The organism is Parafrankia sp. FMc2 (assembly GCF_041008525.1).
Classification (GTDB): domain Bacteria; phylum Actinomycetota; class Actinomycetes; order Frankiales; family Frankiaceae; genus Parafrankia.
The window spans coordinates 53,841-79,969 of sequence record NZ_JBFLUG010000024.1 but is presented as its reverse complement, the minus strand read 5'-3'; the positions used below and the strand labels follow the sequence as shown (position 1 = coordinate 79,969).

General features: G+C 73.5%; 19 protein-coding genes. 7 read left to right on the top strand and 12 right to left on the bottom strand.

Annotated features, from left to right (window positions below):
* Positions 1-181 precede the first annotated feature (181 nt).
* On the bottom strand, positions 182-853 hold the full coding sequence (locus tag AB1460_RS11555; RefSeq protein WP_368960997.1) for a hypothetical protein: 672 nt from the start codon (positions 851-853) through the stop codon (positions 182-184).
* A 533-nt stretch (positions 854-1,386) separates the two neighbouring features.
* On the opposite strand from AB1460_RS11555, the gene AB1460_RS11550 reads away from it, so the two are divergent.
* Positions 1,387-1,821, top strand: coding sequence for a hypothetical protein (locus AB1460_RS11550; RefSeq protein ID WP_368960996.1), 435 nt, complete (start codon positions 1,387-1,389; stop codon positions 1,819-1,821).
* Between the two features lie 81 nt (positions 1,822-1,902).
* Here the strand turns inward: AB1460_RS11550 and AB1460_RS11545 are convergent, their stop codons facing one another.
* The 3 genes from AB1460_RS11545 to moaA form a co-directional block, all read right to left on the bottom strand.
* Positions 1,903-2,190, bottom strand: coding sequence for a DUF6457 domain-containing protein (locus tag AB1460_RS11545; RefSeq protein ID WP_368960995.1), 288 nt, complete (start codon positions 2,188-2,190; stop codon positions 1,903-1,905).
* Between the two features lie 94 nt (positions 2,191-2,284).
* Positions 2,285-2,953 (bottom strand): molybdenum cofactor guanylyltransferase, encoded by a 669-nt coding sequence (gene mobA / locus AB1460_RS11540; protein WP_420497260.1) that lies wholly within the window; start codon positions 2,951-2,953, stop codon positions 2,285-2,287.
* Between the two features lie 11 nt (positions 2,954-2,964).
* Entirely contained in the window at positions 2,965-3,957 is a 993-nt protein-coding gene (gene moaA / locus AB1460_RS11535; protein ID WP_368960992.1) for a GTP 3',8-cyclase MoaA, read from the bottom strand.
* 279 nt (positions 3,958-4,236) lie between these two features.
* On the opposite strand from moaA, the gene ppgK reads away from it, so the two are divergent.
* The 4 genes from ppgK (at position 4,237) to AB1460_RS11515 (ending at position 9,555) form a co-directional block, all read left to right on the top strand.
* A complete protein-coding gene (gene ppgK, locus AB1460_RS11530; protein ID WP_368960990.1) occupies positions 4,237-5,064 on the top strand; it encodes a polyphosphate--glucose phosphotransferase in 828 nt (275 codons plus the stop codon).
* A gap of 368 nt (positions 5,065-5,432) precedes the next feature.
* Positions 5,433-7,943 (top strand): septation protein SepH, encoded by a 2,511-nt coding sequence (gene sepH / locus AB1460_RS11525; RefSeq protein ID WP_368960988.1) that lies wholly within the window; start codon positions 5,433-5,435, stop codon positions 7,941-7,943.
* Positions 7,944-8,102: 159 nt separating this feature from the next.
* A complete protein-coding gene (locus AB1460_RS11520; protein ID WP_018636871.1) occupies positions 8,103-8,303 on the top strand; it encodes a DUF7455 domain-containing protein in 201 nt (66 codons plus the stop codon).
* Between the two features lie 166 nt (positions 8,304-8,469).
* Positions 8,470-9,555, top strand: coding sequence for a YihY/virulence factor BrkB family protein (locus tag AB1460_RS11515; RefSeq protein ID WP_368960986.1), 1,086 nt, complete (start codon positions 8,470-8,472; stop codon positions 9,553-9,555).
* Positions 9,556-9,630: 75 nt separating this feature from the next.
* On the opposite strand, the gene AB1460_RS11510 is transcribed toward AB1460_RS11515, so the two are convergent.
* The 3 genes from AB1460_RS11510 to AB1460_RS11500 form a co-directional block, all read right to left on the bottom strand.
* Positions 9,631-10,854: an LCP family protein gene (locus AB1460_RS11510; RefSeq protein WP_368960984.1), complete on the bottom strand. Its 1,224-nt coding sequence runs from the start codon at positions 10,852-10,854 to the stop codon at positions 9,631-9,633.
* A 1,083-nt stretch (positions 10,855-11,937) separates the two neighbouring features.
* Positions 11,938-12,309, bottom strand: coding sequence for a CoA transferase (locus AB1460_RS11505; RefSeq protein WP_368960982.1), 372 nt, complete (start codon positions 12,307-12,309; stop codon positions 11,938-11,940).
* Positions 12,310-12,374: 65 nt separating this feature from the next.
* A complete protein-coding gene (locus AB1460_RS11500) occupies positions 12,375-12,953 on the bottom strand; it encodes a CoA transferase (RefSeq protein ID WP_368960980.1) in 579 nt (192 codons plus the stop codon).
* Positions 12,954-13,299: 346 nt separating this feature from the next.
* On the opposite strand from AB1460_RS11500, the gene AB1460_RS11495 reads away from it, so the two are divergent.
* Positions 13,300-14,706, top strand: a complete 1,407-nt coding sequence (locus AB1460_RS11495) for an aminopeptidase P family protein (RefSeq protein ID WP_368960978.1) — start codon at positions 13,300-13,302, stop codon at positions 14,704-14,706.
* Positions 14,707-14,964: 258 nt separating this feature from the next.
* Here the strand turns inward: AB1460_RS11495 and AB1460_RS11490 are convergent, their stop codons facing one another.
* The gene (locus AB1460_RS11490) at positions 14,965-15,306 is read right to left on the bottom strand and encodes a histone-like nucleoid-structuring protein Lsr2 (RefSeq protein WP_006542630.1); all 342 of its coding nucleotides are present in this window, start codon (positions 15,304-15,306) and stop codon (positions 14,965-14,967) included.
* 877 nt (positions 15,307-16,183) lie between these two features.
* On the opposite strand from AB1460_RS11490, the gene AB1460_RS38345 reads away from it, so the two are divergent.
* Entirely contained in the window at positions 16,184-16,318 is a 135-nt protein-coding gene (locus AB1460_RS38345) for a hypothetical protein (RefSeq protein WP_420497258.1), read from the top strand.
* Positions 16,319-17,031: 713 nt separating this feature from the next.
* Here AB1460_RS38345 and AB1460_RS11480 read toward each other — a convergent pair.
* The 4 genes from AB1460_RS11480 to AB1460_RS11465 form a co-directional block, all read right to left on the bottom strand.
* Complete coding sequence (locus tag AB1460_RS11480; RefSeq protein WP_368960974.1) at positions 17,032-17,877, bottom strand: ABC transporter ATP-binding protein; 846 nt, start codon at positions 17,875-17,877, stop codon at positions 17,032-17,034.
* A 236-nt stretch (positions 17,878-18,113) separates the two neighbouring features.
* Positions 18,114-22,217 (bottom strand): SpoIIE family protein phosphatase, encoded by a 4,104-nt coding sequence (locus tag AB1460_RS11475; protein WP_368960972.1) that lies wholly within the window; start codon positions 22,215-22,217, stop codon positions 18,114-18,116.
* Entirely contained in the window at positions 22,214-24,766 is a 2,553-nt protein-coding gene (locus AB1460_RS11470; RefSeq protein ID WP_368960970.1) for a GNAT family N-acetyltransferase, read from the bottom strand. The genes AB1460_RS11475 and AB1460_RS11470 overlap by 4 nt, the downstream gene beginning before the upstream one ends.
* A gap of 68 nt (positions 24,767-24,834) precedes the next feature.
* Complete coding sequence (locus AB1460_RS11465; protein ID WP_420497257.1) at positions 24,835-26,127, bottom strand: acetoin utilization protein AcuC; 1,293 nt, start codon at positions 26,125-26,127, stop codon at positions 24,835-24,837.
* Positions 26,128-26,129: the final 2 nt, after the last annotated feature.

Below are 26,129 nucleotides of genomic sequence, written 5' to 3'. Positions count from 1 at the left end.
ACGACCATCCCCACGCCGTGCGCGTCCTCGCTCGCGCCTGGGTCAACGTCATCTGGCGCTGCTGGCAGGACGGCGTCCCCTACGACCCCACCGCCCACGGCGCACTCCAGACAGTCCTCAAACAAGATCAAAGAACGGTCGCCGATCAAGCTCGGCAAGTGGCGGCTTGACACAGGGCAACTCATGCCTGCTGCCCTCGGTCCGTCGGCTTGATGGTGAAGGAGCCCGTGACCTCGCCGATCTGCCCGCCGTGCTGGGCGTAGCACAGCGCCGAACAGGCCAGGACGAGCTGGTAGAGCACGGTCTGGTTCTGGTCCAGCAGGCTCGTCTGATCAATGGTCACCAGGCCTGCCGCCGTGGCCACCTGGTACACCAGGTGCACTCCGTGGACGCCCTCGTCCTGCGCGACCGCCTCGTCGGCCAACAGCAGGAAGTTCGGCGCCATCCGCGCGCCGTAGGGATCCCTGCGGACCGCCTCCTCCTGTGCCGCGACCGCGTCGTCGACGGAGACGACGAAGTTGCGCAGGTCATTCGTGGAGACCGCCCGGGCCTCCTCGGGAAGGAGGTGCCGCACCTGGACGAAGCCCTTCGGCAACGGGGCGTCGGGAACAAACAGGCTCGTCTCGTCGAACTTCTCGGCCGCGTCCAGGCCCACGACCCACTCCCGCGACATCAGGCCGCGAAGCATCTCCGGGCTCACGGTGCGGGCGTCGATACCGAACAGCGCGGGCCCGGGCATCTCCTGATGCGTCCAGCCGGCCGGCACCTTGAGGAACGCGCCGTCTTTCTTGTTCGTTACATACTGGTAACTGGGCGAGCCGCACCCGACCACAGCGGCCAGAAGCGCGACCACCGTGACGATGACCAGAACGGGGCCGGACCTCGGCCGTGGACATGGCCAGGGTCGTGGCAGTGGTCGTGGCAGGCCACGACTTTTAACCTCCACGGTGATCCTCCAGCCTCGCGAGGTCGATCCCATGGTGCGACTCCGGTCCATGGATCTACACCGGGCCATGGATCTCGTATTTCCCATTGCAAGTGTGACTCAATCCGGTGTGAGGTCGGAGAAGATTCACCGGAAAGAGTGACCGCCGATACCCTCCGCTGTCATGGCCGCCCCCTCCCTGGTGGGTGCGGCGCCGGTCTCCACCCTGCGGGCCCCCAGGTGAGGGCGCCAGTCGGTCACCACCCGGTCTCCGTCCGAGCCCGGCGAAGATTGCGCGGCGCGGGCCCATGAACGCACGATCGGGCCGTCCCCGGACCGGCGGCAGCGCACCCCGGCCAGGCACGGACGATCAGTGCGAGCGCCGAATATCCGGGGCCTGAAATAGGGCGCAGGAGTACCCAGCTCTGGACAGGTACCCCGCAGGGGGCACACTGTCGGGTATGGCGCATTACCGGCGTGGACGGAAGGTTCCCGCGCTGCCCCCGGTGCGCAGGCACATCGTCGGCGGGCTCACCGTCGTCGCCGTGTTCGTCATGGTGGGCCTGACCGTGTGGCGGCCTGTCGCGGCCATCCCCGCCCTGGCAGTGATCGTCGTTCTCGGCGTGCTGGACTTCGTGATCGTCACGAAGTCACCGGCTGCGGAAAGCCTGCCGTCCGGTCCGCTGAGCGGCAAGGAGCTCGACTGGGAGTCCGGGCTGATCGAGGCCGCGCCCGGCCTCGTCGACGCGCCGACGCAGATGCTTCCGCGACTGGCGTTCCGCTACAGCCGCGACGCCGAGGACGACGAGCCCGAGCCCGCGGCGGACGACGTCCACACCATGGCCATCGATATGCGTGGCTACCTGGACGAGACCGGCACCGCCCGCATGCGCTGACGGACGGACACCTGCCGCACCCCCGATCGCCGTCGCCGCGGCGACCGGCAGAAAGGCAGGCAGCGCGGGTGGCGTTGTCCGTCAGGCGCGAGCGGCGTTGTCCGGGCCGGTGTCGGGACTGGAGAGCAGTGACAGGACCGTCTCGACCGCGGCGTGCACGTCCGCCCCGCTCCCGCCGGCGCGGCCCGCCGCCAGCCCGACCAGGAACGCGGTCAGCGGCGCCGCCGGCCGGGCGACGCCGTGCGCCACATCCCGGGTGAGGTCGAGGACGAGCGTGGCGTCCACGTTTGCGGGCTCCAGGCCGAGCGCGGCGCTCACCCGGGCCACCCACCCGTCAAGGACCCGCGAGACGTCGTCGCCACCCGTCACCAGCCTTCCTCCATCCTCCGTGTGCCTGCCGAGGCTGTCCCTCGGCTGCTGACCGACGCGGTCCGCGGTCGGTCGCGCCACCCGGCGGGCGGCGTCATCGGGGCAAAGCCCTGGCAGCGGCCAGTGCCTCGGGATCGTCGCAGTCCAGGCAGGCGCGGGCGTCCGCCGGCACCGCGCGCACCTGCCGGCCTGCCAGCAGCGACCGCACCGAGCGGCCGGCAGGATCGGCCGGCAGCGCGGCCCGGAGCACCGCCGTGCGCCAGGCGGCGGCCAGGTACTGCGGCCGCCCGGACGGATCACTCAGCACCGCCACATCGACCGGGGCGGCATCAGCAGCAGCGCCGTCAGGGACCGCAGGGACCGCAGGGACCGCGGCGGAGTGCACGTCGAGCCGGTCGAGCAGGCCGCGGACCTCGGCCGCACCGAAAAAGGGCAGGTCGACGGCGAGGACCACGACAACCGGGGCCTCCACCAGGCGCAGCCCGGCGGCGATGGCGGCGACGGGGCCCCCGCCGGGTGGGTACTCGCGGGCCCATCGGACCCGCCGGGAACCAGCTGGCCGCGGCCGGGGTGGTCCGACGACGACGGTCGAACGGGCCGCCTCGACCGCGTGGAGCACGCGGTCGAGCAGGCGGGCGCCGTCCACCTCGAGAGTGGCCTTGTCCACGCCGCCCATCCTCCGGGCCAGGCCGCCAGCCAGCACGATCGCGTCCCACGGAGCGCCGCCGCCGCCCGTGCGGGTGACGCCAGGCCGCGCGGACACTCCCGGTCGGGTCAACCGCCGATCGCCGACATCGGGCGGTCCGGCTGGCGGAAGCCGGGCGTGTCGATGCCGTGACCGGCACGCTTGCCCTCGACGGCCCGGGCCCACAGGACGGCCAGTTCGTCGTCGCCGGCGCCGGCGCGCATCGGGCCCCGCAGGTCCGACTCCTCCCGCGCGAACAGGCAGTTGCGGACCTGCCCGTCCGCGGTGAGCCGCACCCGGTCGCAGGCGGCGCAGAACGGCGCGGACACCGAGCCGATCACCCCGACGGTGCCCGGGCCGCCGTCAACCATGAACAGCTCGGCCGGTGCGCTCCCCCGTGCCTGGGCCCGGGCCGGTTCCAGGCTGAACTCGGCCCGCAGCAGCTCCATGATCTCCGCTGCCGTGACCATCTCGGCCCGCCGCCAGCCGTGCTGGGCGTCGAGCGGCATCTGCTCGATGAACCTCAGCTCGTAGCCGTGTTCCAGGCAGAAGCGCAGCAGCGGCGCCGCCTCGTCATCGTTCAGGCCACGGACGAGGACAGCGTTGACCTTCACCGGGGTGAGCCCGGCGTCGACCGCGGCGGCCATGCCGGCGAAGACGTCCTCGATCCGGTCCCGGCGGGTGATCCGCGCGAAGCGGTCGGCGCGCAGCGTGTCCAGCGAGATGTTGACGCGGTCCAGACCCACGGCGGCCAGCCGGGGCGCCAGGTCGCTCAGCCGCAGGCCGTTCGTGGTGAGCGAGATCTCGGGCCGCGGCGACAGCGCCGCCATCCGTTCCACCAGGTGGACGAGACTGGGCCGCAGGGTCGGCTCACCCCCGGTGAGGCGGATCTCGGTCACCCCGAGCCTGGTCACCGCGAGCGTGACCAGGCGCAGGACCTCGTCGTCGGTGAGGATCTGCGCGGTGGGCAGCCAGTCGAGCCCCTGGGCGGGCATGCAGTAGGTGCAACGGAGGTTGCACCGGTCGGTCAGCGACACCCTCAGGTCCGTCGCGACTCGCCCGTGGGAATCGGTTAGCCGCATACGGCCAGACTAGGTGCCGTCCGGACGGGGCACACGCGTTTGGCGGGCACGCCCGACGCCGGAGGTCGTGCCCCGGGTGGCCCGATCGTCCGCAGTGGCTATGAACGTCCGGCACCGTCGAAAGCGCCCGCGACCGCCACGGCGTCCCGGCGGCCTGCGAAACTACAGCAGGTAAGGCAAGGTCGGCGTGGCCCGGCGAGGCCGCCCGGCGCCGGCGTTTCGGAGCACGGCGCTCCGCGGCACGGCGCACAGCGAGACACTGGGGAGAGGACGGGGTACATGCGGGTCTTCGGGGTCGACATCGGTGGGACGGGTATCAAGGGCGCCCCGGTCGACACTGAGGACGGAACGCTGGTCGCCCCCCGGTTCCGCATCCCCACGCCGCATCCGGCGGAGCCCGAGGCGGTCGCGCAGACCGTCGCGCAGGTGGCTGAGCACTTCGGCTGGACCGGCCCGGTCGGCGCCACCTTCCCCGCGGTGATCAGGGCAGGGGTGGCGCACACCGCCGCGAACGTCGACGAGAGCTGGGTCGGCAGCGACGTGTCCGCGGTGCTCGGCGGGGCACTCGGGCCCGCTCTCGGCGGCACGGAGGTCGCGGTCGTCAACGACGCGGACGCCGCGGGGATCGCCGAGATGGCCTTCGGTGCCGGCCGCGACACCGCCGGCCTCGTCGTGATGACCACCTTCGGCACCGGCATCGGCACCGCGCTGTTCCTGCACGGCCAGCTGATCCCGAACACGGAGCTGGGGCACCTGGAGATTCACGGCCACGACGCGGAGACGAAGACGTCCGATGCCGCCCGGGAGCGCGAGGACCTCTCCTGGGAGAAGTGGGCCAAACGGGTCAACCGCTACCTGGGCGCGCTGGAGGCGCTGCTGTGGCCCGATCTGATCATCGTCGGCGGTGGGGCGAGCAAGAAGGCGGACCGCTTCTTCGACCATCTGGAGCTCCGGACGAAGGTCGTCCCGGCGCAGCTGCAGAACGAGGCGGGCATCGTCGGGGCGGCCATGTTCGCGGCCGGTGAGCAGATCCGCCCGCGGCCCGTCCCGCGGCCGGCCCGCCGGCGAGGCCCGGCCACCCGGCCGCCGGGGGGCCGGCGTCCCTGACCACGGGGGGCCGGCGAGTCGCCCGCCCGTCCCGCGGGCATCCCCCGGACGGGCCATCCACATGGGTGGTCCGCTGGGTGGTGATACGTCACATCGACGTCCGGGACCAGCCCCCGACGTGTCCAGAACCTTCGACGCGAGTCAGACTGTGCGTGTCGTCGGCCGCAATGCGACCGTCTGGCGCCATCGATGGCAGGCTGTCACCTACCGGGCATGGCGGCGAGGCGGTTTAGCGTGCACGCCGCACGCCGGCATGCCCTCAGAGTGTCCCTCGGGGCAGGCCGGATGCTCGGCCCCGTACGGGCGTCGGCGCGGTATGTCACCGCGCCGGGCCCCACGGCAGGAGATCGACGGGAGGAGAAGGCGCCATGCGCGAGTTGCGGGCGGTCGCACTCAGCGAGGACGGCGGCTATCTCGTACTCGCCGACGCAGCCGGGCGTGCCGATGCGGAACAGTTCCGGGTCGCCGTTGACGATCGGCTGAGGGCCGCGCTGCGCGGGGCCCGACGTAGTGAAGTACGCGCGGAAAGCGCGCTGACCCCCCGCGAGATCCAGGCCCGGCTTCGGGCCGGTGAGACCGCCGCGGACGTCGCGCGAGCCGCGGGCATCCCCGTGGAGCGGGTCGAGCGCTACGAGGGGCCCGTCCTCGCCGAGCGCGCCCGGGTGGTCCAGGAGGCCCGCGCCGCGCTGCTCCCGAAGGACCCCGGTGGCATCCCGGGCCGGCCCCTCGGCGAGGTCGTCGACGCGCGCCTGCTCAGCGTCCAGGACGATCCGATCGCCGCGCAGTGGGACGCCTGGCGGCGGGTGGACGGGATCTGGCTGGTCCAGCTCACCTCGGACAGCCGCTGCGCCCGCTGGACGTGGGACCCGGTGGTCCGCCGCGTCCGCCCGCACGACGACGCCGCTCGGGCGCTGGTCGCCCCCGAGTCCGTCGAGCTGCCGCCGGCACAGCCGCAGCCGCAGAGTCCCGGCCGCTCCTCCGCACCGGCGCTCACCCTCGTGCACGACCAGGGCGCCCCCCCGACCTACCCGAGCAGCACCCACGGGGCCGGTGGATCCGTGCAGCCGCAGGAGCCGGCTGCTCCGACCGCCGCGCCCACCCCGTTCCCCGCAGCGGCCGCGGCGGGGAACGCTGCCGGCTACCTGCCGGGCGGCACCGGCGCGACGGCCGGCCACGGCGCGCCGGATCCGGCCGGGTACGGCCAGGCGGACGCCGGCAGGCAAGCGCCGGTCACCGGCCCGCAGGCCACCACCGCTGCCCACGAGCCGGCCGGAGTCGACAACGCGGGCAACGACGCCGGGCACCAGTCCGCCGGGCACCAGTCCACCGGCCACGGCCGCGTGACCTACGGCAGCAGCGGGTACGAGCCCACCGGCTACGAGGCCGCTGCGCCTGGGACCGGCGGCCGGGAGGTCGCCGGGTACGAGACCGCTGCTTCCGGCGGGTCCCACCAGGCCAGTGCCCCCGGCGGGTACGGGGCGGGCGGGTACGGCGACGCGGGAGCCGCCGAAACCGCCGGGTACGAAGGTTCCGATCACGACAGCGCTGGCCACGACAGCGCTGGCCACGAGAACTCCGAGGGGTACGGGCCGGCCGGGTACGACGCCGCGGGCCGGAGCACGGGTCTCCACGGGGCGGGCCGGTCCCGCTCACCGGAGCACACCGGGCCCACCCGGATCGCGTCATCCCAGGATGCCTACCCGGCCGCCCCGCCCCGTCCGGTGTCCGCGGCCCGCCGCGCGGCCCCGACCCCATGGCAGGGAACGGCGCCGGGCGCGCCGGCCCGGCCCGTGGGCGGCCGGCGCGCCGCGCCGCCCACGGGCCGGTTCGCCACCCGCGACCGTGCGGTACCGCCGTCGGACCACGACACGGCCGGCCCCGGCGGCGAGAGCCAGCCCTCCGCCTCGGTGCCGACCGGCCGCCGTGCCCTCGCCCCCGACTTCACCGCCGCCCCCGACGAGGCGGTGCCCACGGCGGCCCAGGTTCCCCACGCCGGGTCGGAGCCGATCGACGAGGTGAATCTCCTCGGTGCCGGCCCCAGCCCCGCCTCGCTCGCGGACGTCGCACCGGAGACGCCCGGTGTCGGCGCCGCGGGCGCGGAGGCCATCGAGGATCTGACCGGCATGTCACCCGCCGAGGACGTCTGGGACGAGGCCCCGGCCGACGCTCAGAGCCCTGTCACGGCCGCCGAGCCGCACGGCACCGACGGGGGGACGACAGCGGCGGAGACGCCCGTCACACCGCCGCAGACCGCACCGCTGACCGCACCACACCGGTCAGCTGCCGCGGCCAGCGGGCCACGCCGTGCCGCTGGGACCCGTAGCGCCCCCACCGCCCCCGCGCGCACGGCGGCGCAGGCATCGGGGCGCCCCGGCCGGCCCGGTACCGGCACCGCACGAGTGCCCGGCGGGGCGGGAGTGGCTGGCGGCGGCGCCGCGGTCGCCCGCGCCACCGACTCGCCCGGAGCCCCCGCGACACCCGGCGCCGCCGGGTCCGCGCCGGCCGCCGCGGGGGCGGACCCGAGCAGCACCGAGTACCTGGCAGGGACCACGCCGGGCGAGAGCGCCGTCGACACCGCCTCCGTCGACACCGCCTCCGTGGCCGACGGCACCACGGTCCACGGTGCCGCTACCGGCGACTCGGCCCCGGCGACAGCTCCCACCTCGGACGCCGCAGATGAGAGCACTGCCACAGATCCGGCAGATGAGGCAACGGAAACGGCCGCGAAGTCGACGCGGGGCAACCAGGCGGCGGCAGCGGGTAATCGTGGGCGCCAGAACGGGACAGCTCGTGGAGGCGAACGTCCCGCAGGCGGTCGACGCGGACGCAAGTCGGTGCCAGCATGGGATGACATCGTGTTCGGCGCTCGCCGGCCCTGACCGGCGGACCTGAGCACGAGACCCGTCACCGCTCCACCCCCGGGTGGAACCGGGGGGCGGGGGCCGCTCTGGATGCAACGACGCCGAGAGAGCCGGCTGTGAGTAAACCGTCACATGGTCAGGCGGAACGTCTGGCCGCTCAACACAGTTGGAGAAGGTGTGACAGGGACTACCACGAAGCCGACGCTGACCAACCTCGACCGTTGCGACAGGTGCGGCGCACAGGCGTACGTCCGGGTCGTTCTGCCTGGCGGCGGAGACCTGCTGTTCTGCCGCCACCACGCGAAGTCGTACGACTCCAAGCTCCGTTCGGTGGCAGTCGAGTACCACGACGAGACCGAAAAGCTGAGTGTCTCCTGACACATCCTGCTACCGAGGGCATGCCATGGACGCATGGCATGCCCTCGACTCGTGTCCGGCCTGGCGTCGTGGCCGCCAGGCCGGGCCGATGCCCACCTCGAGCACATGGATCTGACCGAAGGGTGCGCTGACCGCCCACCTGGGTGAGTAGTCATACGGTGGGCACGTGTCCACCACGGGGAACGAGCCGGCACCTGCCCTGGCATCCCCCGGGGGCCCAGGAGCCGTCCGAGGCGGCGCACGCGGGGCAGCCCAGCGCGCGGGGCGGGCGCTTGTCGGGTTCCGCGTCTTCTTCGGCCCTGGCGGCCCCCTTCGCGGTGAGGCCCTGCGAGATCTCGCCCGCCGGCTGCTACGGCCCCGCTCCTGGATCCCCTGGAGCACTCTGCGCCTGGCCCGGGTGACCGTCTCCAACGCCTGGCGGCACCGGGTGCTCGGGCTCGCCGCCGAAGCCGGCTTCTGGCAGCTGCTGTCGATGCCGCCGCTGCTGCTCGCACTGCTCGGCACCATCGGCTACGTCGGTGACGCACTGGGCGGTGATGCCCTGGACAACGTCCGCCAGACCATCCTTGGTGCCGCCGACAACCTGCTCACGGAGTCGGTGGTCGACGGCACGGTGCGGCCGACGATCGACGAGATCCTCTCCCGCGGCCGGCCGGACGTCATCTCCATCGGCTTCCTGCTGTCACTGTGGACGGGTTCCGCCGCGATGGCGACGTTCGTCAACACGATCACGATCGCCTACGGCCAGCGGGAGCTGCGTTCCGCGGTGCGCAGCCGGCTCCTCGCCCTCGCGCTGTTCCTCGCCCAGGTCGCGACCGGTGTCATCCTGCTGCCCGCGCTGGTGCTCGGGCCGGGCATTCTCTCCGACCTGCTCGACTCCAGCCGCCACCCGATCGTGGACGAGCTCCTGAAGGACCTCTTCTGGCCGGTGGTCGGCGTGGTCTCACTGGCGATGCTGACGTCGCTGTACAACCTGGCGCTACCGCAGCGCCGCCCGTGGCGGCGGGCGCTGCCCGGCGCCGGGCTGGCCCTGTGTCTGTGGCTCGTCGGCAGCTATCTCCTCCGCATGTACCTGGAGCTGGTCTTCAGCAACGAGCTCGTCTACGGATCGCTCGCCGCGCCGGTCGCCGCCCTGCTCTTCTTCTACATCACCGCGCTGGCGGTCCTGCTGGGCGCCGAGCTCAACGCCGCGCTGGACGAGCGCCCGCCGCGCCGGCGGCACCGCGGCGAGCGCCGGCAACACGCCCGCTGATCCCCGGCGGGCCTGTTGGACGGACCTCGCGGCGCGGGCGCCGGCCGCCGCGCCGCTCAGTACGTGCCGGGCCGCTCAGTACGTGCAGCCAACGCCCTCGGCCGGCGCGCCCTGGGCTGGCGCATCCTGGGCCTGCACCGCCTGGCCCTGGGCCTGCACCGACCGGGCGGACACCGCCCGCTCCCGCGACGTCTGGTGCGCCGGCACCACAGCGCCCGCTGGAACGGAGCCCGCCGGAACGGAGCCCGCCAGGACAGAGCCCGCCGGAACGGCGAGGTGTGCGGGCGCCACTGAGCCCGCCGGAGCGAGGGCGGTCGCGCCGGCGCTCTGCGGAACGGACCCACCGAGCCGGTTCAGCAGCACCCCCAGCTCTTCTGGACTGGCGAGCAGCACCGACTGCTCCCCGACCGTCGACGGCGTCGCGGGAATCGTCTCGAAGGCGACCCCACCACTGCTGATGCCCTGCATCCGCACGGCAAGCAGGCGCAGGTCGGCCAGGGAGGTGTTCTCGTCGAGTGTCAGCGCCGAGGTGGCCGCGTCGACGACGTTGATCAGTTTCCCGGGGTTGAGCAGGGTGCCGGTCGAGGCGATGGAGCGGAAGACCACACCGAGGAACTGCTGCTGCCGGCGGATGCGGTCGATGTCCCCCTCCGGCAGGCCGTAGCGCTGGCGGACGAAGGCCAGTGCCTGGGTGCCGTCGAGAGTGTTGTTGCCGACCTGGCCCTGCCAGCCGGAGTACCTGTCGTTCAGGTTGTCGAGGCCGCGCGACTTCAGTTCGGGCGGAAGCTCCTTGACGCAGACCGTCACGCCACCAAGCGCATCGGTCATCGCCTGGAAACCCACGAAGTCGATCTGCAGGTAGTGGTCGATCCTGATGTTGGTGAGGGTCTCGATCGTCCGGATCAGCAGTGACGGGCCGCCGTACGCGAACGCCGCGTTGAGCTTGGAGTTCTGCGGGCCGTGTTCCGTGCCGTCGGGGTCGGCGTAGGCGGGGATCTCGACCCACAGGTCCCGCGGGAACGACACCAGCGTCGTGGAGCCGTCGGAGTCGAGATGCGCAAGGATCGTCGTGTCCGAGCGCTGGCCCTCGGTCTGCCCGAACTCCCCCTCGGTGCCCGCCCGGGTGTCGGACCCGACGAGCAGGATGTTCTGGGTCCCGCCCCCGGCCGAGTCGGGCCGGGCAGCGGCATCCGAGAACGACAGGTTCACATGACCGACCTTGCCGTCATAGTGGCGCAGGACGGCCCAGCCGCTCGTCGCGACCGCCAGCACCGCCACGGAGACAAGGGCTGCGCACACCAGGATGGCACGGCGTGCGCCGCTGGCCGGACGCCGCGGTTCGTCGACGGGCTCGTCCGCATACGGACCATACGGCTCATACGGGTCGCGGGGACCGTTCGGGTCGTACCGGCCGTACTGCCCGGCCGGCGGCGCGCCGCCACGGTCACCCGGGCCGGGGTGCGACCGCTCGGGCCTGCCACCACCCGGTCCGGGACGCGGCCACCCTGCTCCCGGCTGCTGCGACCCGGGCTGGCGTGAGCCGGGCTGGCGTGACCCCGGGCCGGCGGGCGGGGCGGCCGGTGGCAGCCGTCTGGTCGGCGGAACCGCCGGCGGAACCGGTCGGGGCTCACGGCGGGGCCACCCGCCGGCCGGCCAGTTCTCACCGCCGGCGGGGGGCCGCGGAGAGCCGGCCCGGGGCGCCCGGGGGTCGGGGGAAGCCGACCGGCCCGCGCCTGCGCCGGGTGGCCTCCGGCGGCGGTCACGCGGATCCCCACCATCCGGATTGCCATCGTTCGGAGGCCAGCTCACGGCCACGTCCCCTCATTCACCTGCCGGAGCGAAGATCGTCGCCCCGCCCGGACCCGACGTGCTCCCGTACCGCCCGCAGGCGGCCGGGGTATCGCCGGGTTCGTCCGACATCCGCACCAGGCTGACCGGTGCCGACGTCACTCGATACCCACCATGGTCACCCGATACCCGCTGTTGCGGCCCCGCAGGCCGCGAACCGGTACCTGCCCGGCTCCGCGGACCACGCTGACCGCACATGACTGTTCTACCTGTGTTCTGTCGGCATCCTCCGTTGTACCGCTATCCCGGTCACGCGTTACCGACGCTGCTCGGTATCCGACAGCTCCCGCGACGCGTGGTCTGCCCAGGTACCCGCAGGCTGACACGACCGTCCCAGCCATCACGGCTCTCCCAGCGATCAGAACGGTCCAGCTGTCCCGACCTGTCCCGGGCGGGACAGGCTCGGCGGGGCGGGGCGGGGCTCGGCTGGTCGCGGGTGCCGCGACGTCCGTCCGGATCACCGAGCCGTCCGCATCGAGGGCCGGTACGGCGGGGCGCTCGACCGGATCCACACACCCCGAAGCTTTGATGGGATTACCGGGGAAGCAGAAGGCCGCCGACCTCGATCACCATCCGGCGGGCGCTCGTCTGGGGTGAGCCGATCGCCTGGGCGACCTCATTGATGGCCCACTGGGCGGTCCCGTCTCCTGGAGTATCTTGAGCCAGTCCGCAGCCCCGGCGGCGCAGCGCCGACTCGATCTCGGTTTTCGGCTTCGCCCGCACCTTCAGCCGACCGCTGTTGGCGCGCAGATGCGGAGCCACCGCCGGGTCCGGCAGGCCGATCACGGCGCAGAGCCGGGCGAACAGGTCGCCGTTGGCGGCGCAGATCACGATGCCGCCGGCGGCGCAGGCGAACGTCTCAAACGGGGCGATGGAGTAGTGTGCGTTTCCGGTGCGGGGCGGCACCGGTCGCCAGATATCCCAACGCGGACCCTTCGAGCGGGGAGACCGCGGCGCCGAACATGGCAATATCAAGAAGATGGGTTCCGCGGCCCGTGGCTCCCCGACCGTGCGGCGCACTGCACCGATGGCCCCGAAAACGTGGAGTCGGCAGCGAGATCCACGATCGGAACACCCGGTATGAAGGGGCCCTCACCCGCACGACCCGTGATGGACACCATACCCGACGCGGCTTGCGCGACGGTGTCGTATGCCGGGCACTCCCGCCACGGCCCGGTTTGCCCGGAGCCGGAGATGCTCACGAAAATGAGACGGGATTGCGCGCAGCGAGCAGGTGCGTGCCGAGCCCAGGCCCGCTCCATCACCCCCGGCCGATAGTTCTCCACCAGAACATCCACCTGATCGACGATCCGCAACAGAAGGTCACGGTCCGTCGCGCACCGGAGATCCAGAACGATGGATTGCCTGCTCCGGTTGACCCGAGCGAAGTACATCGATCGCCCGCCGATGAACGGATCGTAGGTACGCGAGTCGTCGCCGCGCCCCGGACGTTCGACCTTGATGCGCCGGGCCCCGAGATCGGCGCACATCATCGTCGCGAAGGGGCCGGCCGAAACCCGGGCGAGATCAACGGCGAGAAGGCCCCGCATCGGCCTGGGAGCGCTCGCCACGGCGAACGGCGCTACCCGACCAGGGCGTGGGCGGCCTACCGTTAACGGTATGAGCGCCCAGTCCCACCAAACACCAGCTTCACACCCCGTCCCGGGCTCACCCCCGGGCGGCGGGAGCGACGACACCGCACACCGGAGCTCTCTCACTTCGCCCGGCGCGGAAGCGGAACAGGCAACGCCGCCGGCGGAGGCCTCCGCGGTCGCCGGGCAGACCGGGGCTCCACCGGAAAACCCACCGACGACAGCCGAACAAGGAACGGACGAACCGGACAGGGCCCGACAGGCCAATCACGACGAGCAGCCACACGCCGCCTTCCGGCGTTTCATGGCGAGCGGCTGGGCTCCGGTGGACGACACGGTCGCGCCGCGTGACGAGTGCGCTCCCTACACCACCAAACGGCGCTCGCTTCTCGCCACCAGATTCCCCGTGGACACACTCGTTGTGCCCAGCGGCGGGATCCACGTCCGGGCGAACGACACCGATTACCCGTTTCGCCCGGGCAGTGACTTCTTCTGGCTCACCGGATGTCACGAACCGGACGCTGTCCTGATCCTGCATCCCAACGCCGCCGGCGATCACGACGCCGTCCTGTATCTCGCCGATCGTTCCGACCGGTCCAGCTCCGCGTTCTACACGGACCGCCGTTACGGCGAACTGTGGGTCGGCCCGCGTCCCGGGGTGCGGGAGACCACAGCAGCACTTGACGTCGAATGCCGGCCGTTGCCGGAACTACCCGAAGCTCTCGCCCGTCTCGCCCCGGCCCGGACAAGAGTGCTGCGCGGACTGGACGCTCGGGTCGACCGGGCGGTGAGCCGCTGGGCTCCGACCACGTCGTCCGCCGATCGGGATGCCGTGCTCGCCCAGACGCTGTCAGAGCTCCGACTGGTCAAGGACGATTTCGAGATCGCCCGTCTCGACGAGGCGGTGGCCGCGACCATTGTCGGTTTCACCGAGTGCATGACCGAGTTCGAGCGCGCGGCGGCCCTGCCCAACGGCGAGCGGTGGCTGGAGGGAACGTTCTGGCGGCGGGCCCGGGTCGACGGCAACGACGTCGGCTACGGATCCATCGTGGCCTGCGGGCCACACGCCACGACCCTGCACTGGGTGCGGGATGACGGCCCTGTCCGGCCCGGTGACCTGGCTCTTCTCGACATGGGTGTCGAGGGGCGCTCGCTGTACACGGCCGACCTGACGCGCACGCTGCCCGTCGGCGGACGCTTCAGCCCCCTCCAGCGCCAGGTCCACGACGTCGTCTACCAGGCACAACAGGCGGGAATTGCCGCCGTGCGGCCGGGGGCGACCTTCCTCGATCCACACCGCGCGGCAATGCGCGTGATCGCGCAGGCGCTGCATGACTGGGGGCTGCTGCCGGTCACCCCGGAGGAGTCCCTCAGCGAGGATCCGAAGGCCCCGGGGGCGGGCCTGCACCGGCGCTACACGCTGCACTCGACGTCACACATGCTCGGACTGGATGTGCACGACTGTGCGCAGGCGCGCGATGAAACATACCGGGATGCCTCGCTGGAGGCGGGGATGGTACTGACGGTCGAGCCCGGCCTCTACTTCCAGCCGGACGACCTCACCGTTCCGCCGGAGCTCCGCGGGATCGGCGTCCGCATAGAGGACGACATCCTGGTCACGTCAGACGGAAGTCGCAACATGTCAGACGGGCTCGTGCGTTCGGCCGACGAGGTCGAAAGATGGATGGCCGGCGAAGCCGGCAGGCGCTGAAACCGCGAGGGATCCTGCCAGCCGGCCGCCCATTTGACCGCCCCCGGCCGTAGTACGACCGTCGGCCGGCAATCGCCACAACGTGGTCTGGTTCCTGCCCATCGATCGCACGATGGGCAGGAACCACGACGCGAAAAGATGATCACGCCTTCTTCGGCCGCCGGCCCGAGGAGACCCACACCAGCTATCAGGGTGGTGCTCGGGTAGTACCAGGGTCGACCCGCTCGGCGCGTCGACCCGAAAGCAGTAGGACCAGGCTCAGTGAGCCTTGTCGTACGCCTCCACGATGTTCGACGCGATACGGCCGCGGTCACTCACCGTGTAGCCGTTGCTGCGCGCCCACTCGCGAATGTCGGCCGTGCGGTCGGTTCCGCCGGTGCGCCGCGAAGCAGCGCGCGCGCCGCGCCGGCCACTGGCGGCACGCCCACCGGAACGACGGGCGGCGGTGACGAACGGCGCCAACGACTCCCGCAACTTCGTGGCGTTCTTCTCCGACAGGTCGATCTCATACTGTGCGCCGTCCAGTCCGAACCGGACCGTCTCGTCGGCCTCTTCTCCGCTGAGATCGTCAATCAACGAGACGATGGTCTTCTGAGCCATGCCACTCTCCTTCAGGTCAGCGGACCGCAGAACTTACGGGTCTAGTATTACCACGAGAACACCGTGAACTGTCACGCCTGGTTCGACAGACTCGCGTGCCAACCGCGTCGATGGCGCAAGTGCGGGCTCGAGGTGGGGTGTCGACGCAGCCCAAAGGAGCGGATCGACATCGACATGATAGAGAGATGATCATGTTCTTCGAATCACACCTTCCGGTTCGAAACGTCGACCCACGAACGGCGCCACCGTCGCTCACGGCAACCCACCAGCAGCCGACGCCATCCCGGAGACGCCGCTACCCGGGCACGAGACAGGCTTGGTACGCGTCCGGACCGTTCGATTGCCCGGCAAACGAGGCCCCTGACGGGGCAGGGGCTTTGGTCAACCTGCTGGGCGGGAACCCACCGCCGTGTTTGCCAAAGCCGACCCACCGCGCCGGATGAGTACGCCGGATTCCGCTCCTGACGCTATGCACCCGACTGGCGCGGACTACGGTCTCACCTGGGTCGTGGACGCGGCGAACGTGATTGGCGCCCGACCCGATGGCTGGTGGCGCGACCGCGCAGGTGCCGCCAGGCGACTACACAGGGACATTCTCACCCTGCTCCACCGGGCGGATGGACCCCGCACTCAAGCCGACCGGCCGGCACAGGTGCTTCTTGTTCTCGAAGGCGCCGCCCGGGCGGGTGTACCGGCCGGGCCCGGCTCGCCGAAGTTCGCACCACCCCGGCACGGTTCGGGCGATATCTCCGCCGGACAGCGGGAAGACCAGCTCCCGGCGCCAGCATCGGAAGCGAACGCCCCCTTACCCGGAAAGGGGACGGAACCCCCACACCTCCTGGTGATCCACGCACCAGCCAGTGGGGACGACGCCATCGTGGATGCGGTACGCGGCACGACATCGCCGACTCTGGTGGTGACATCCGATCGGGCGCTGCGGGATCGCGTTCGCGCACTCGGCGCACAGGTCACGAGCGCCCGCTGGCTACGGGATCTCCTTGACGAGACCTGAGTACCGATATGCCGGAAATCACTATGTCCGGAATCACATTTTTCGAAGGCCGAACCCCGGCACCGCGACACGTTCAGGCCACCGACAGATAAGGACCCCCAAGGCACCGGCCTGCACCCGTCCCGCCTTCGCCGGTCACGATGCCCGGTTTGCCACCGCGGATACGGCGGGTCCAGCCCGGGTCGAGCGCCTCCACACCCCGGCGCCGGCCGCGGCCGGCGCCGGGAGTCGACCCGCCGGGAGTCGACCCGCGACCGGGACCGCTCCCCGGCCGCCTCACCGCGCCGGGAAGGCCCTCGTACGCGGGGAGGGTAATGAAACCCTCGATTCTCGATACCGGCCAGCACAGGCCGCCTGAGCGGCTTGAGCGGGGTTGAGCAGGTTCGCGGACAGCTTTCGTGGCCGCTACAGCCACTCAGGCCCACCGCGGCCGCGGCCGTGTCCGGCGCGGCCGCGCGCATCGGGAGGTCGGCGGAATGCCCGCCGGACGCGAAGGCGGGACGCGGACGGACGCCGGGATGACATCCACCCGCCATGGCGCGGGCTGCTCGGCGACGGGCTGCTCGGCCGGCCGGGTGGATCCGGGCCGGTTCGGCACACGTGACACCGGCGCCGGTGTTCTCCGGCTGGATCCGGTGGACCTACCTCGACGACATGACGGCTCAGCCGCGGTGGCGCGAGATTGCCCTGTCAGCCTCGACGGGATTGCCCTGTCAGCCTCGAGCCGGAGCCGGCACAGGTGCGGAGACCGGCGGCCGGGTACGCGGTCCAGGTGCGGCGAGCCGGGCCGCGTACCGGCCCGCAGTGGCCGACACCTCCAGCGGCAGACCGAAGCAGGATGACAGGCGCTCGGAAACCAGCACCTCGCCGACCGGCCCGGCGGCGAGAACCTGGCCCCGGCGCAGCAGCAGGGCGTGCGTGACCCCGACCGGTATCTCCTCGACGTGATGGCTCACCAGCACGGTGACGGGCGCGGCCGGGTCGGCGGCGAACCGGGTGAGCCGCCGGAGCAGCGCCTCCCGCGCACCAAGGTCGAGGCCGCTCGCCGGCTCGTCCAGCAGGAGCAGTTCGGGATCGGTCATCAGTGCGCGGGCGATCAGAACCCGCTTGCGCTCGCCCTCGGAAAGGGTGCCGAAGGTCCGTGCCGCGAGGTTCCGGCAGCCGAACTGGCCCAGCAACTCGGTGGCCCGCTTCAGGTCGACGTCGTCGTACTGTTCGTCGCCGCGGCCCAGCACCGACCAGGCCGCGGTGACCACCGCGTCGAGGACACGCTCGTCGGCCGGCGGTCGGTCGGTGAGCACCGGGCTGACCGCACCGACGCGGTAGCGCAGCTCCTGCAGGTTCACCCGGCCCAGCCGCTCGCCGAGCAGATGCACCGTGCCGGAGGTGGGGAACAGCCGTGAGGACGCGATCTGCAGCAGGGTGGTCTTACCCGCGCCGTTCGGCCCGAGGAGCACCCAGCGCTCGCCCTGGTTCACCACCCAGTTCACGTCGCGCAGGAGATCCTGCCCGTCACGTCTGACCGTGACCTGATCTAGGCGCAGCACGGCGTCCGGCATGACGCTCACGTTACGCGAGCCGGCCGGCGTTCCGGCGTCCCGGTCAAGGGAAAGCAGGACGTACCCGCGCCCCTGCGCGGCCGGAGAAGGCCGGAACGGGACAGCCGCTTTCCAGCCCCGGCCGGCCCCGACGCCCCGCTGCTGACCGGCCCGGCGACCGGGCAGTCCGCCCGGGCGATCGGTCTGGGCGATCGTCCGGGCGCGGAGCCCGCCTTGGGGCGCCCCGGTAGTTCCCGTCAGGTCCGGTCGGGGTCGATCTCCGCCCACACCAGCTTGCCGTCGCCGACCGGGCGCGTGCCCCACCGGGACGCCAGCCTGCCCACCAGGTCGAGCCCGCGCCCGGTCTCGTCCTCGGGCCCGGCGCGGCGCCGGCGGGGCATCCGGCCGCCGGCGTCGGTGACCTCGATCAGCAGGTGCGGCGCCCCGCCCGTGCCGGTTCCGGCGGCCGCCATCCGGCGGACGCGCGCCGACAGCGGCTCGCGGCCGTGCACGAGCGCGTTGCCGACGAGCTCGGAGAGCACGAGTACCACGGTGTCGATCAACGCGGCTGGGAGCAGGGCGTTCTCCAGCGCGACCCGGACCTGGGCCCGCACCTGGCTCAGGCCGGCACCCGGGTCGGCCGAGACGTCCAGCGGCTCCGCCCGGCTGTCGCGCTCTGGCAGTCTGGCCAACAACAGGGCCACGTCATCGCCGGAACCCGAGCCCGTCGGCGGGCGGGCGGCGCAGGCCGCCCGCGCCAGCACGTCGAGCCGGTCGTCCCAGTCCTCCGCCGGGCGCGCGAGCACCGCGGCGAGGTTCGACACGCCCGCGTCGATGTCCGTCCCGCGCCCGCGGACGAGCCCGTCGGTGAACAGCGCGAGCAGCGAGCCGGGCCCGAGCTGCACGGTGTACTCGGTCATCGCGTCGCGGGCGAGCCCGAGCGGTGTCGCCACCGCCATGTACAGCCGCGACACCAGGCCGTCCGGGGCAACCACCAGGGGCGGCGGATGCCCCGCGCTGGCCAGGGTGAGCTGGCCCGTCTCGGTCTCGATGACCGCGTAGATGCAGGTGGCGATCAGGTCCTCGGCCAGGTCGGCGACAAGCAGGTCGAGCTGGGTGAGCACCTCCGCTGGTGGCAGGTCGAGGCGGGCGCAGGTCCGGACGGCGCTGCGCAGCTGCCCCATCAGCGCCGCCGCGCGCAGGCCGCGTCCCATCACGTCGCCGATGACCAACGCGGCCCGCCCGGCACCCAGGTCGATGGCGTCGAACCAGTCGCCGCCGACCTCGTCGGCCTCACCGGCGGGCAGGTACCGCGCCGCCAGGTCCAGACCGGCCAGGGCGGGCAGCCGCGGCAGCAGCGCCTGCTGCAGCTCGCGGGCCTCGCCGCCGGCCGGCCCGCCCCGCCCGGCGCGTTCGAGGGCCGGCGCGGTGCGGGCCGCGACCTCGGTCAGGAAGGGCAGGTCATCCCCGGTGAACGCGGCCCGCTCACCGGTGGCGATCACTGTCAGGACGCCGACGGGCCGTCCACGGAACAGGATCGGGACCGCGGCGGCGCTGTGGCCCTCCGCGTCGCGGACCCACCGGGCCAGCTCCGGGGCGAGGACGCCGTCCAGGAACAGCGGCAGGCCCGGCAGGGGCAGCCCCCCGGATGAGGGCAGGGCGCCGGAGTACGGGACGCCGCCAGGCGCCGCGCTCCCCTCCCCCGCGTTCAGCAGGATGGGGCCGGGGCGCCCGCCCGGACCGTCGGCAACAGCAACAGCAACAGCGGTGAGCGGGCTCGGGGTGGGCAGGAGCAGCGCCGGGCCGCCCGGCGGCGGGCCGGCGGCGAGGCCGTCGCGGACGGCGAACACAGCCGGGCGCACCGCGGGCCCGTCGGCGGGGTCCGATCCGTCCGTGGGGGACGCCAGGTGGACGAGGCAGACGTCGGCGATCTCCGCGACGACCACCGCCGCCAGCGCGGCCAGCGCCCGGTCGGGATCAGCCGCGGCCGTGACCGCGGCTCCGGCCTGGGCGAGCTGCTCCAACCGGCGCCGGGCCGTGGCAGCCGACGCCTGCTGGGTCTGGGCGGCGGCCCGGGCTGTCGCCAGGTCCGCGTCGGACTCGTCCCGGGCCAGCCGGCGCTCGGTCGCGTCGGCGGCGACCCGCTCGAACAGCGTCGCCCGTTCCAGCGCCTGTGCGCACTGCTCGGCGAGGGCCAGCAGGAACTCCTGGTCCTCGCCGTCGAAATCCCGTGCCGCGGGGAAACCGAGGTGCAGGACACCGAACGGCGCATCCGTCGTCGCCAGTGGCACCAGCGCCCAGGCATGCTCGGGGCCTGTCTCGACGGTGCCGAGCAGGTCCGCGACCGGCCAGCGGGTGCCGAGCTCGTCCCGGCTGCGCAGCAGAACCGGCCGCTGGCCACGGACGACCTCGGCCAGCGGGTGAATGGCGCCGAGCGACACCTCCGACCATCGCCCGGCGTACTCGGCCGAGGTGCCGACCAGCTGGTGGAAACGCAGCCGGTCGCCGGTCTCGTCGATCAGCGCCACGCCGCGGCTGACGGCGCGCGCGGCGCGGCCGGCGTGCTCGACCACGGCGGCGACCACGTCATCGACGGTCACCGCCCGCCCCAGCGCTGAGGTGAGGCGCCGCGACTGGTCTCGGCGCCACGCGGCCTCGTCCGCGGCGGCGGTGAACGACGCCCGCGCCGCAGCGGCCGAACGGGCTTCGGTGACGTCCGCGAGCACGCCGACCCATTCGGCGTGCTGGCCGTCCACCGCCGGCACCAGCCGCGCGGTCATCGTCCGGAACCCACCGGTGACGTCCGGGACGGTGAACTCGGCGTCGAACGGCTCGCCGCGCTCGACCGCGCCGTGCCAGGACCGCCGGACCTGCTCCCGCTCGTCCGGATGAACGGCGTCCAGCCAGCCGAAACCGGCCGTCTGCGGGCCAATCTGCCCGGTCGCCGCGCGCCAGCGGGGCAGATCGACGTCGAGCGCGCCGTCGGCGGCGGCGTGGAAGACGTCGGCGGCCGCGGCGTCGACCAGCAGGCGCTCGCGGGCCTGCGCGCGGGTGAGGTCTGCCTGCGCCGTCTTCGCCCGGGTCGCGTCGACCGCGACCAGGACGGCACCGGCGGGCGTGCCCAGCCGGTCCGTCGCCGGGAACCAGCTCGCCAGCCAGGTCTGGTCCGGGCCGGTGCCGCCCGTGGCGACGCCGATCTCCAGGTCCGTCACCGGCTCTCCGGTTCGCAGCACCCGGCCCAGCAGGACGTCCATCTCCTGCCCGATGTCGCCGAGCAGCTCCGACATCGTGCGGCCGAGATGCTCGACGGCCGGACGTCCGTTGAGCCGGGCGAGCACCTCGTTGACCCGGACGTAGCGGCCGGCGGTGTCGTAGAGGGCGAGGCCGACCGGCGCCCGGTCGAACAGGGCGTCCCGCAGGGTCTGCCCGGTGGGATCCGCGGTCGGGGGGAGCAGCGGCGGCGACAGGGACGTGCCGAGGTCGGCTCCCGCACCGGGATGGGCGGAGCCCGGCGGCAGCAGCCCGTCCGGCCCGACTCCGCCGACCGCTCCGACTCCCGTCCCGCCCGCCGCGCCCGCCGCGGAGGCGGAGGCGGCGACGGGCATGGACGTCGGATCGAGGGGCGGTGTGTGCCAGGGCGTACCAAAGTCAGCGGGGATCGCACCGGCCCCGTTCGGCGGGGCAGTGAGCGGGAATCCCGGGAGGCCGGCGAAACCAGGCCCGGCGGCTCCGCCCACAGAGCGCTCGTCGGCCACCTGGCCGAGGGAGGGCACGAACCCCGGCGGCACCTCCGACGGCGGCGGCGGGCGCAGTGCCCCGGGCGGCACGGGCCCGGAGGCCCCTGCCCCGGACTGCTGCTGCCCGGACTGCTGCGGAGTGGGCTGCTGCGGAGTGGGCTGCAGGGGGTCCGGTTGCAGCTGGTCCGGCTGCAGCTGGTCCGGCACAGTCACCGGCGGCACCGCGGACGGTCCGGACTCGGACGGCGGTAGCAGCGGTGGTACCGGCGCCGGGCCGTGGGGTGCCAGTCCGGCCGTGGCCGGGGGCCGCTGCTCGCCGCCTTCGCCCTCGCCCGCCAGCGGTTCCCAGCCGGACGGCGTGTGCGCCGCGGCACCGGCCGCACCGGCGCCCGCGCCACTCGCCTCCGCGTAGGCGGGCCAGCCATGCTTCCCGGCCAGCCCGTTCCAGCCTCCCGCCGCATGATCCGTGCCGTCCCAGCCGGGCATCGGCAGACCGGGATAGCCCATACCCGTGGAGTCAGGACCACCCGCCCCGGCCGGTTCGTCACCGGCGACGTCGCGGCCGTCCGCGTCGGGGCCGAGGGGCGGCCGGCCAGCTGGCTGAGCAGGGTACGGCGTGGTCATGGCAGACGATTGTGGACGGTGGGGACACGTTGTGCCGAACCGGGCTGCGGGTCAGCCGCGGCCGGGCGTTCCGTCACCGGCCTCCAGAACCGGCGCGGACCGGCATCCGCCCGTGGCGTCGGGGGCGCCAGGAGGATCTCCGCCGCGCGCACACTGACCCCGCCCGCCGCGACGATGACGGGGTCCAGAGCCAGGCGGCGCACCGTGCCGATCTCGTCCACGAGCCGGGCCAGCCGCAGCAGCAGGTCCTCCAGCGCCGCGACGTCGACCGGCGCGGCTCCGCGGTAGCCGAAGAGCAGGGGCGCCGCGCGCACCGACCGGACCAGTCGGGCCGCGTCGGCGTCGGTCAGCGGAAGGATGTGGTGCGCCCGGTCGCCGAGCAGCTCCGTCGCCGGTCCCGCCAGCCCGAAGGACACCAGTGGACCGAAGCGGGGATTCTCCTCAGCGCCGAGGACCACCGCCACGCCCGGCGGCCCCGCCGCGCAGGGGAGGTGGACGTCCTGCCCCGGGCTGGGGACGTCCGGTCCGGGGGTGAGTTCGATGCCATAGCAGGCGAGCAGCGCACGCGCGGCGCCGGAGGTGAGCGTGCCGGTCACGCCCGCCGTGAGCCGCCGGGCCTCGTCGGCGCGGACCGGGAGCGGGGGGACGGCGCCTGCTGGCAGCGCCCGCCAGCGGGCGTAGGCGACAGCCCGGCGCAGCGCGCCGACCGCCGCCTCCGGCGAGAAGTAGGTGGGGATCCCGTCCAGTTCGGGCCCGATCCGACCGCCGCTCACGGTCGCCAGCAACGGCACGTTCACGCTCGCCGCCGCGCTGGCCGCGCCGACCGCGGCCGGCTCGACGGGACCGGCCGGACCGGTCCGACCAGTCCGGCCGGTGGGACCGGGCCGGGGCCGGGGTACCGCTGACGGCGGTCGCACGGCGGCCGTGATCAGGGCGTCCGCCCTGGTGGACGCGGCGACGAGGGCGTTCCGGAACGCCTCCGGGGTGCTGTCCACGGGCAGCAGCACCTCCTCGACGACGAGGCCGGCGGCGTCCGCGGCCCGCGCCGTGAACCGGACCAGGGCGCGGGAGTCGCCGACGACCGCCACCCGGTTCCCCGCCGGCAGCGGGCAGCTGGCGAGCAGCAGGGCGACGTCCAGGCCCTGGGAGACCCGGTCGACGCCGATCACCCCGGCCTGGCGCAGCAGCGCCTCGTCCAGCGGCGTCCGCTCGGAGAGCACGACGACGACCGGGGTGTCCCGCCCCAGCCAGCGGGCGAGCCGGGCGAACTTGCGCGGATTACCGAAGGTCTCCAGGTGCATGAGGGCCACCCCGGTGGACGGGTCGGCCTTCCAGTACTGCAGCAGGTCGTTGCCGCTGACGTCGGCGCGGTCACCGGCCGAGACGAAGACCGACAGTCCCAGGCCGCGGCCGGCGGCGGCCTCCAGCAGCGCGCCGCCAAGCGGGCCGGACTGGGAGTAGCAGCCGATCCGGCCCGCAGCCGGCATCTCGCCGACCAGCGACGCGTTCAGGCCCGCGGCGGGGTTCTGCAGGCCGAGGCTGGCCGGCCCGACGACCCGCATGCCGTACGCGCGGGCGTCCGCGGCGAGCCGGGCGTCCGCGGTGTCGTCACGCTGGTCGGTCATGACGACCAGCCCGCGTACCCCGTGCCGCCCGCAGGCGGCCACCGCGGTCGGGATCTGGGCGGCCGGCACGCACAGCACCGCCAGGTCGACCGGGGGCGGCGTGTCCTCGACCGAGGCGTACGCCCGGACCGAGGCGACAGCGCCGTCGGCCGCCGCTGCGAGCGGGTTCACCGGGTACACCGGTCCGTCGAAGCCGCCGGCCAGCAGGTTGCGCAGCACGATGTTGCCGAGCGAACCCCGGTCCCGGCCCGCCCCGATGACGGCCACCGCCCGCGGGTGCAGGAGCCGGTGCACGGACGCCGCCTCGGCCCGGTGCTCCCGGGCCCGCATCACGTCGACGGAGCGAGCGGTCGGCGCGATGTCGAACGACAGCCGGACAGCGCCGGGCTCCCAGGCCCGCGCCACGGTGTAGCCGGCGTCCAGGAACACCCGGATCATCTGCTGGTTCTCACCGAGGACCTCGGCGTCGAATCGGCGCACCCCGCGCTCGGCCGCTGCCGCGGCGAGATGTTCCAGCAGCACCGAGCCGATCCCGCGGCCCTGCTGGGCGTCCTCGACCAGGAAGGCGACCTCGGCCGCCGTGGCCAGCGCGGGCGGTGCCACGTCGGTCGCGCGGCCGCGCTCCCAGTGCGCGAGCGCGACGATCTCACCGCCGATCAGCGCGACCAGTGCGCCGCGGGCCCGCTGGTCGACCTGGGTCGTGCGGGCGATGTCCTCGTCGCTGAGGCCGCGCCGGACGTTGAAGTAGCGGAAGTAGATCGTCCGGGTGGACAGGCGGGACCAGAACGGGCGCAGCAGTGCTCCGTCCGCCGGGCGGATCGGCCGGATGTGCGCCGTCCCGCCGTCCAGCAGAACGACGTCGGCCTCCCAGTGCTCCGGGTAGTCGTCCGGCACCGGTACCGCCGCCGACGCCCGTCCTGCCACCGACGCCCGTCCTGCAACCGGTGCCCGTCCTGCAACCGGTGCCGACGCGGCGTCGGGACCGGGGCGGCTCACCGGTCCTGGAGGGGGTCGAGGCCGTGCAGGGGGAGCACCGCGCGGCGGGTGGCGGCGACCGCCCGGTCGACGGGGTCGTCGGCGTCGCCCTCGCCCGCGTCCCACGGGTGGTGGCGCGCCGAGGCACCGTCCCCGAAGGCGGCCGGCATCCCGGCCGCGCCGACCGAGTCGTGGCCGGTCGCGGCCCGCACCTTCGCCGGCGCGCCGGCGGCCCAGTCCGACGGCAGCGGCCGGGCCGGGTCCAGCGGGGCGTGGGTGGCGATCGCGAGCAGCTGGGTCCAGGCCCGCGGGACGACGGCGTCCAGCGCGTACCCGCCTCCCCCGCAGGCCAGCCACCGGCCGCCGCACACCTCGTGCGCCAGTGTGTGCAGCGCCGCGTACGAGGCGGTCTGCCCCTCCAGCGACAGCCGCAGATCCGCCAGCGGGTCGAGGGCATGCGTGTCGCACCCGTGCTGGGTGACAAGGACCTGCGGCCGGAACGAACGCAGCAGCACCGGCACCACACCGGAGAACGCCCGCAGCCAGCCGGCGTCGTCCGTCCGCGGCGGGAGCGCCACGTTGACCGCCGTGCCCTCGGCGTCACCCACCCCGACCTCGTCGGGGAAGCCGGTGCCGGGGAACAGGGTGCGCCCGCTCTGGTGCAACGAGATCGTCAGAACCCGCGGATCGTCGTAGAAGGCCGCCTGGACGCCGTCACCGTGGTGGACATCCACATCGATATAGGCGACCCTGCTGGCGCCCGCCGACAGCAGCCAGGCGATGGCGACTGCCGGGTCGTTGTAGACGCAGAACCCGCTCGCCGTGCCGCGCATGGCGTGATGCAGGCCGCCGGCGATCGCCACCGCATGCCGGTGGGTGCCCTCCCACACGGCCCGCGCGGCGGCCAGCGTGCCACCGGTGACGAGCGCGGCGGCGGCGTGCATCCGGTCGAAGACGGGGTTGTCCGAGGAGCCGAGGCCGAACCTCGCGGCCAGCCGGGCGCCGGTCGCCGAGCCCGGCGACGCCTGCCGGACGGCCCGCAGATAGGCGGGGTCGTGGACGAGCTCGATCAGGTCGTCGGACGCCAGCGCCGCGGACGACACCGTGAGCCCGGGGCGGTCGAGCAGGCCGGCCGCGCCGGCAAGATCCATGGTCAGCGCGAGCCGGACGGGATGCAGCGGGTGGCTCGGCCCGAAGTCGTAGTCGAGCATCGCCGGGTCCCAGACCAGCAGCGTGTGGTCGTCCGCACCGCCGACCGGCGACCGCGGCCGGGATCCGGTGTCTCGCGGTTGCGCCGGCTCTGCGTTCACGG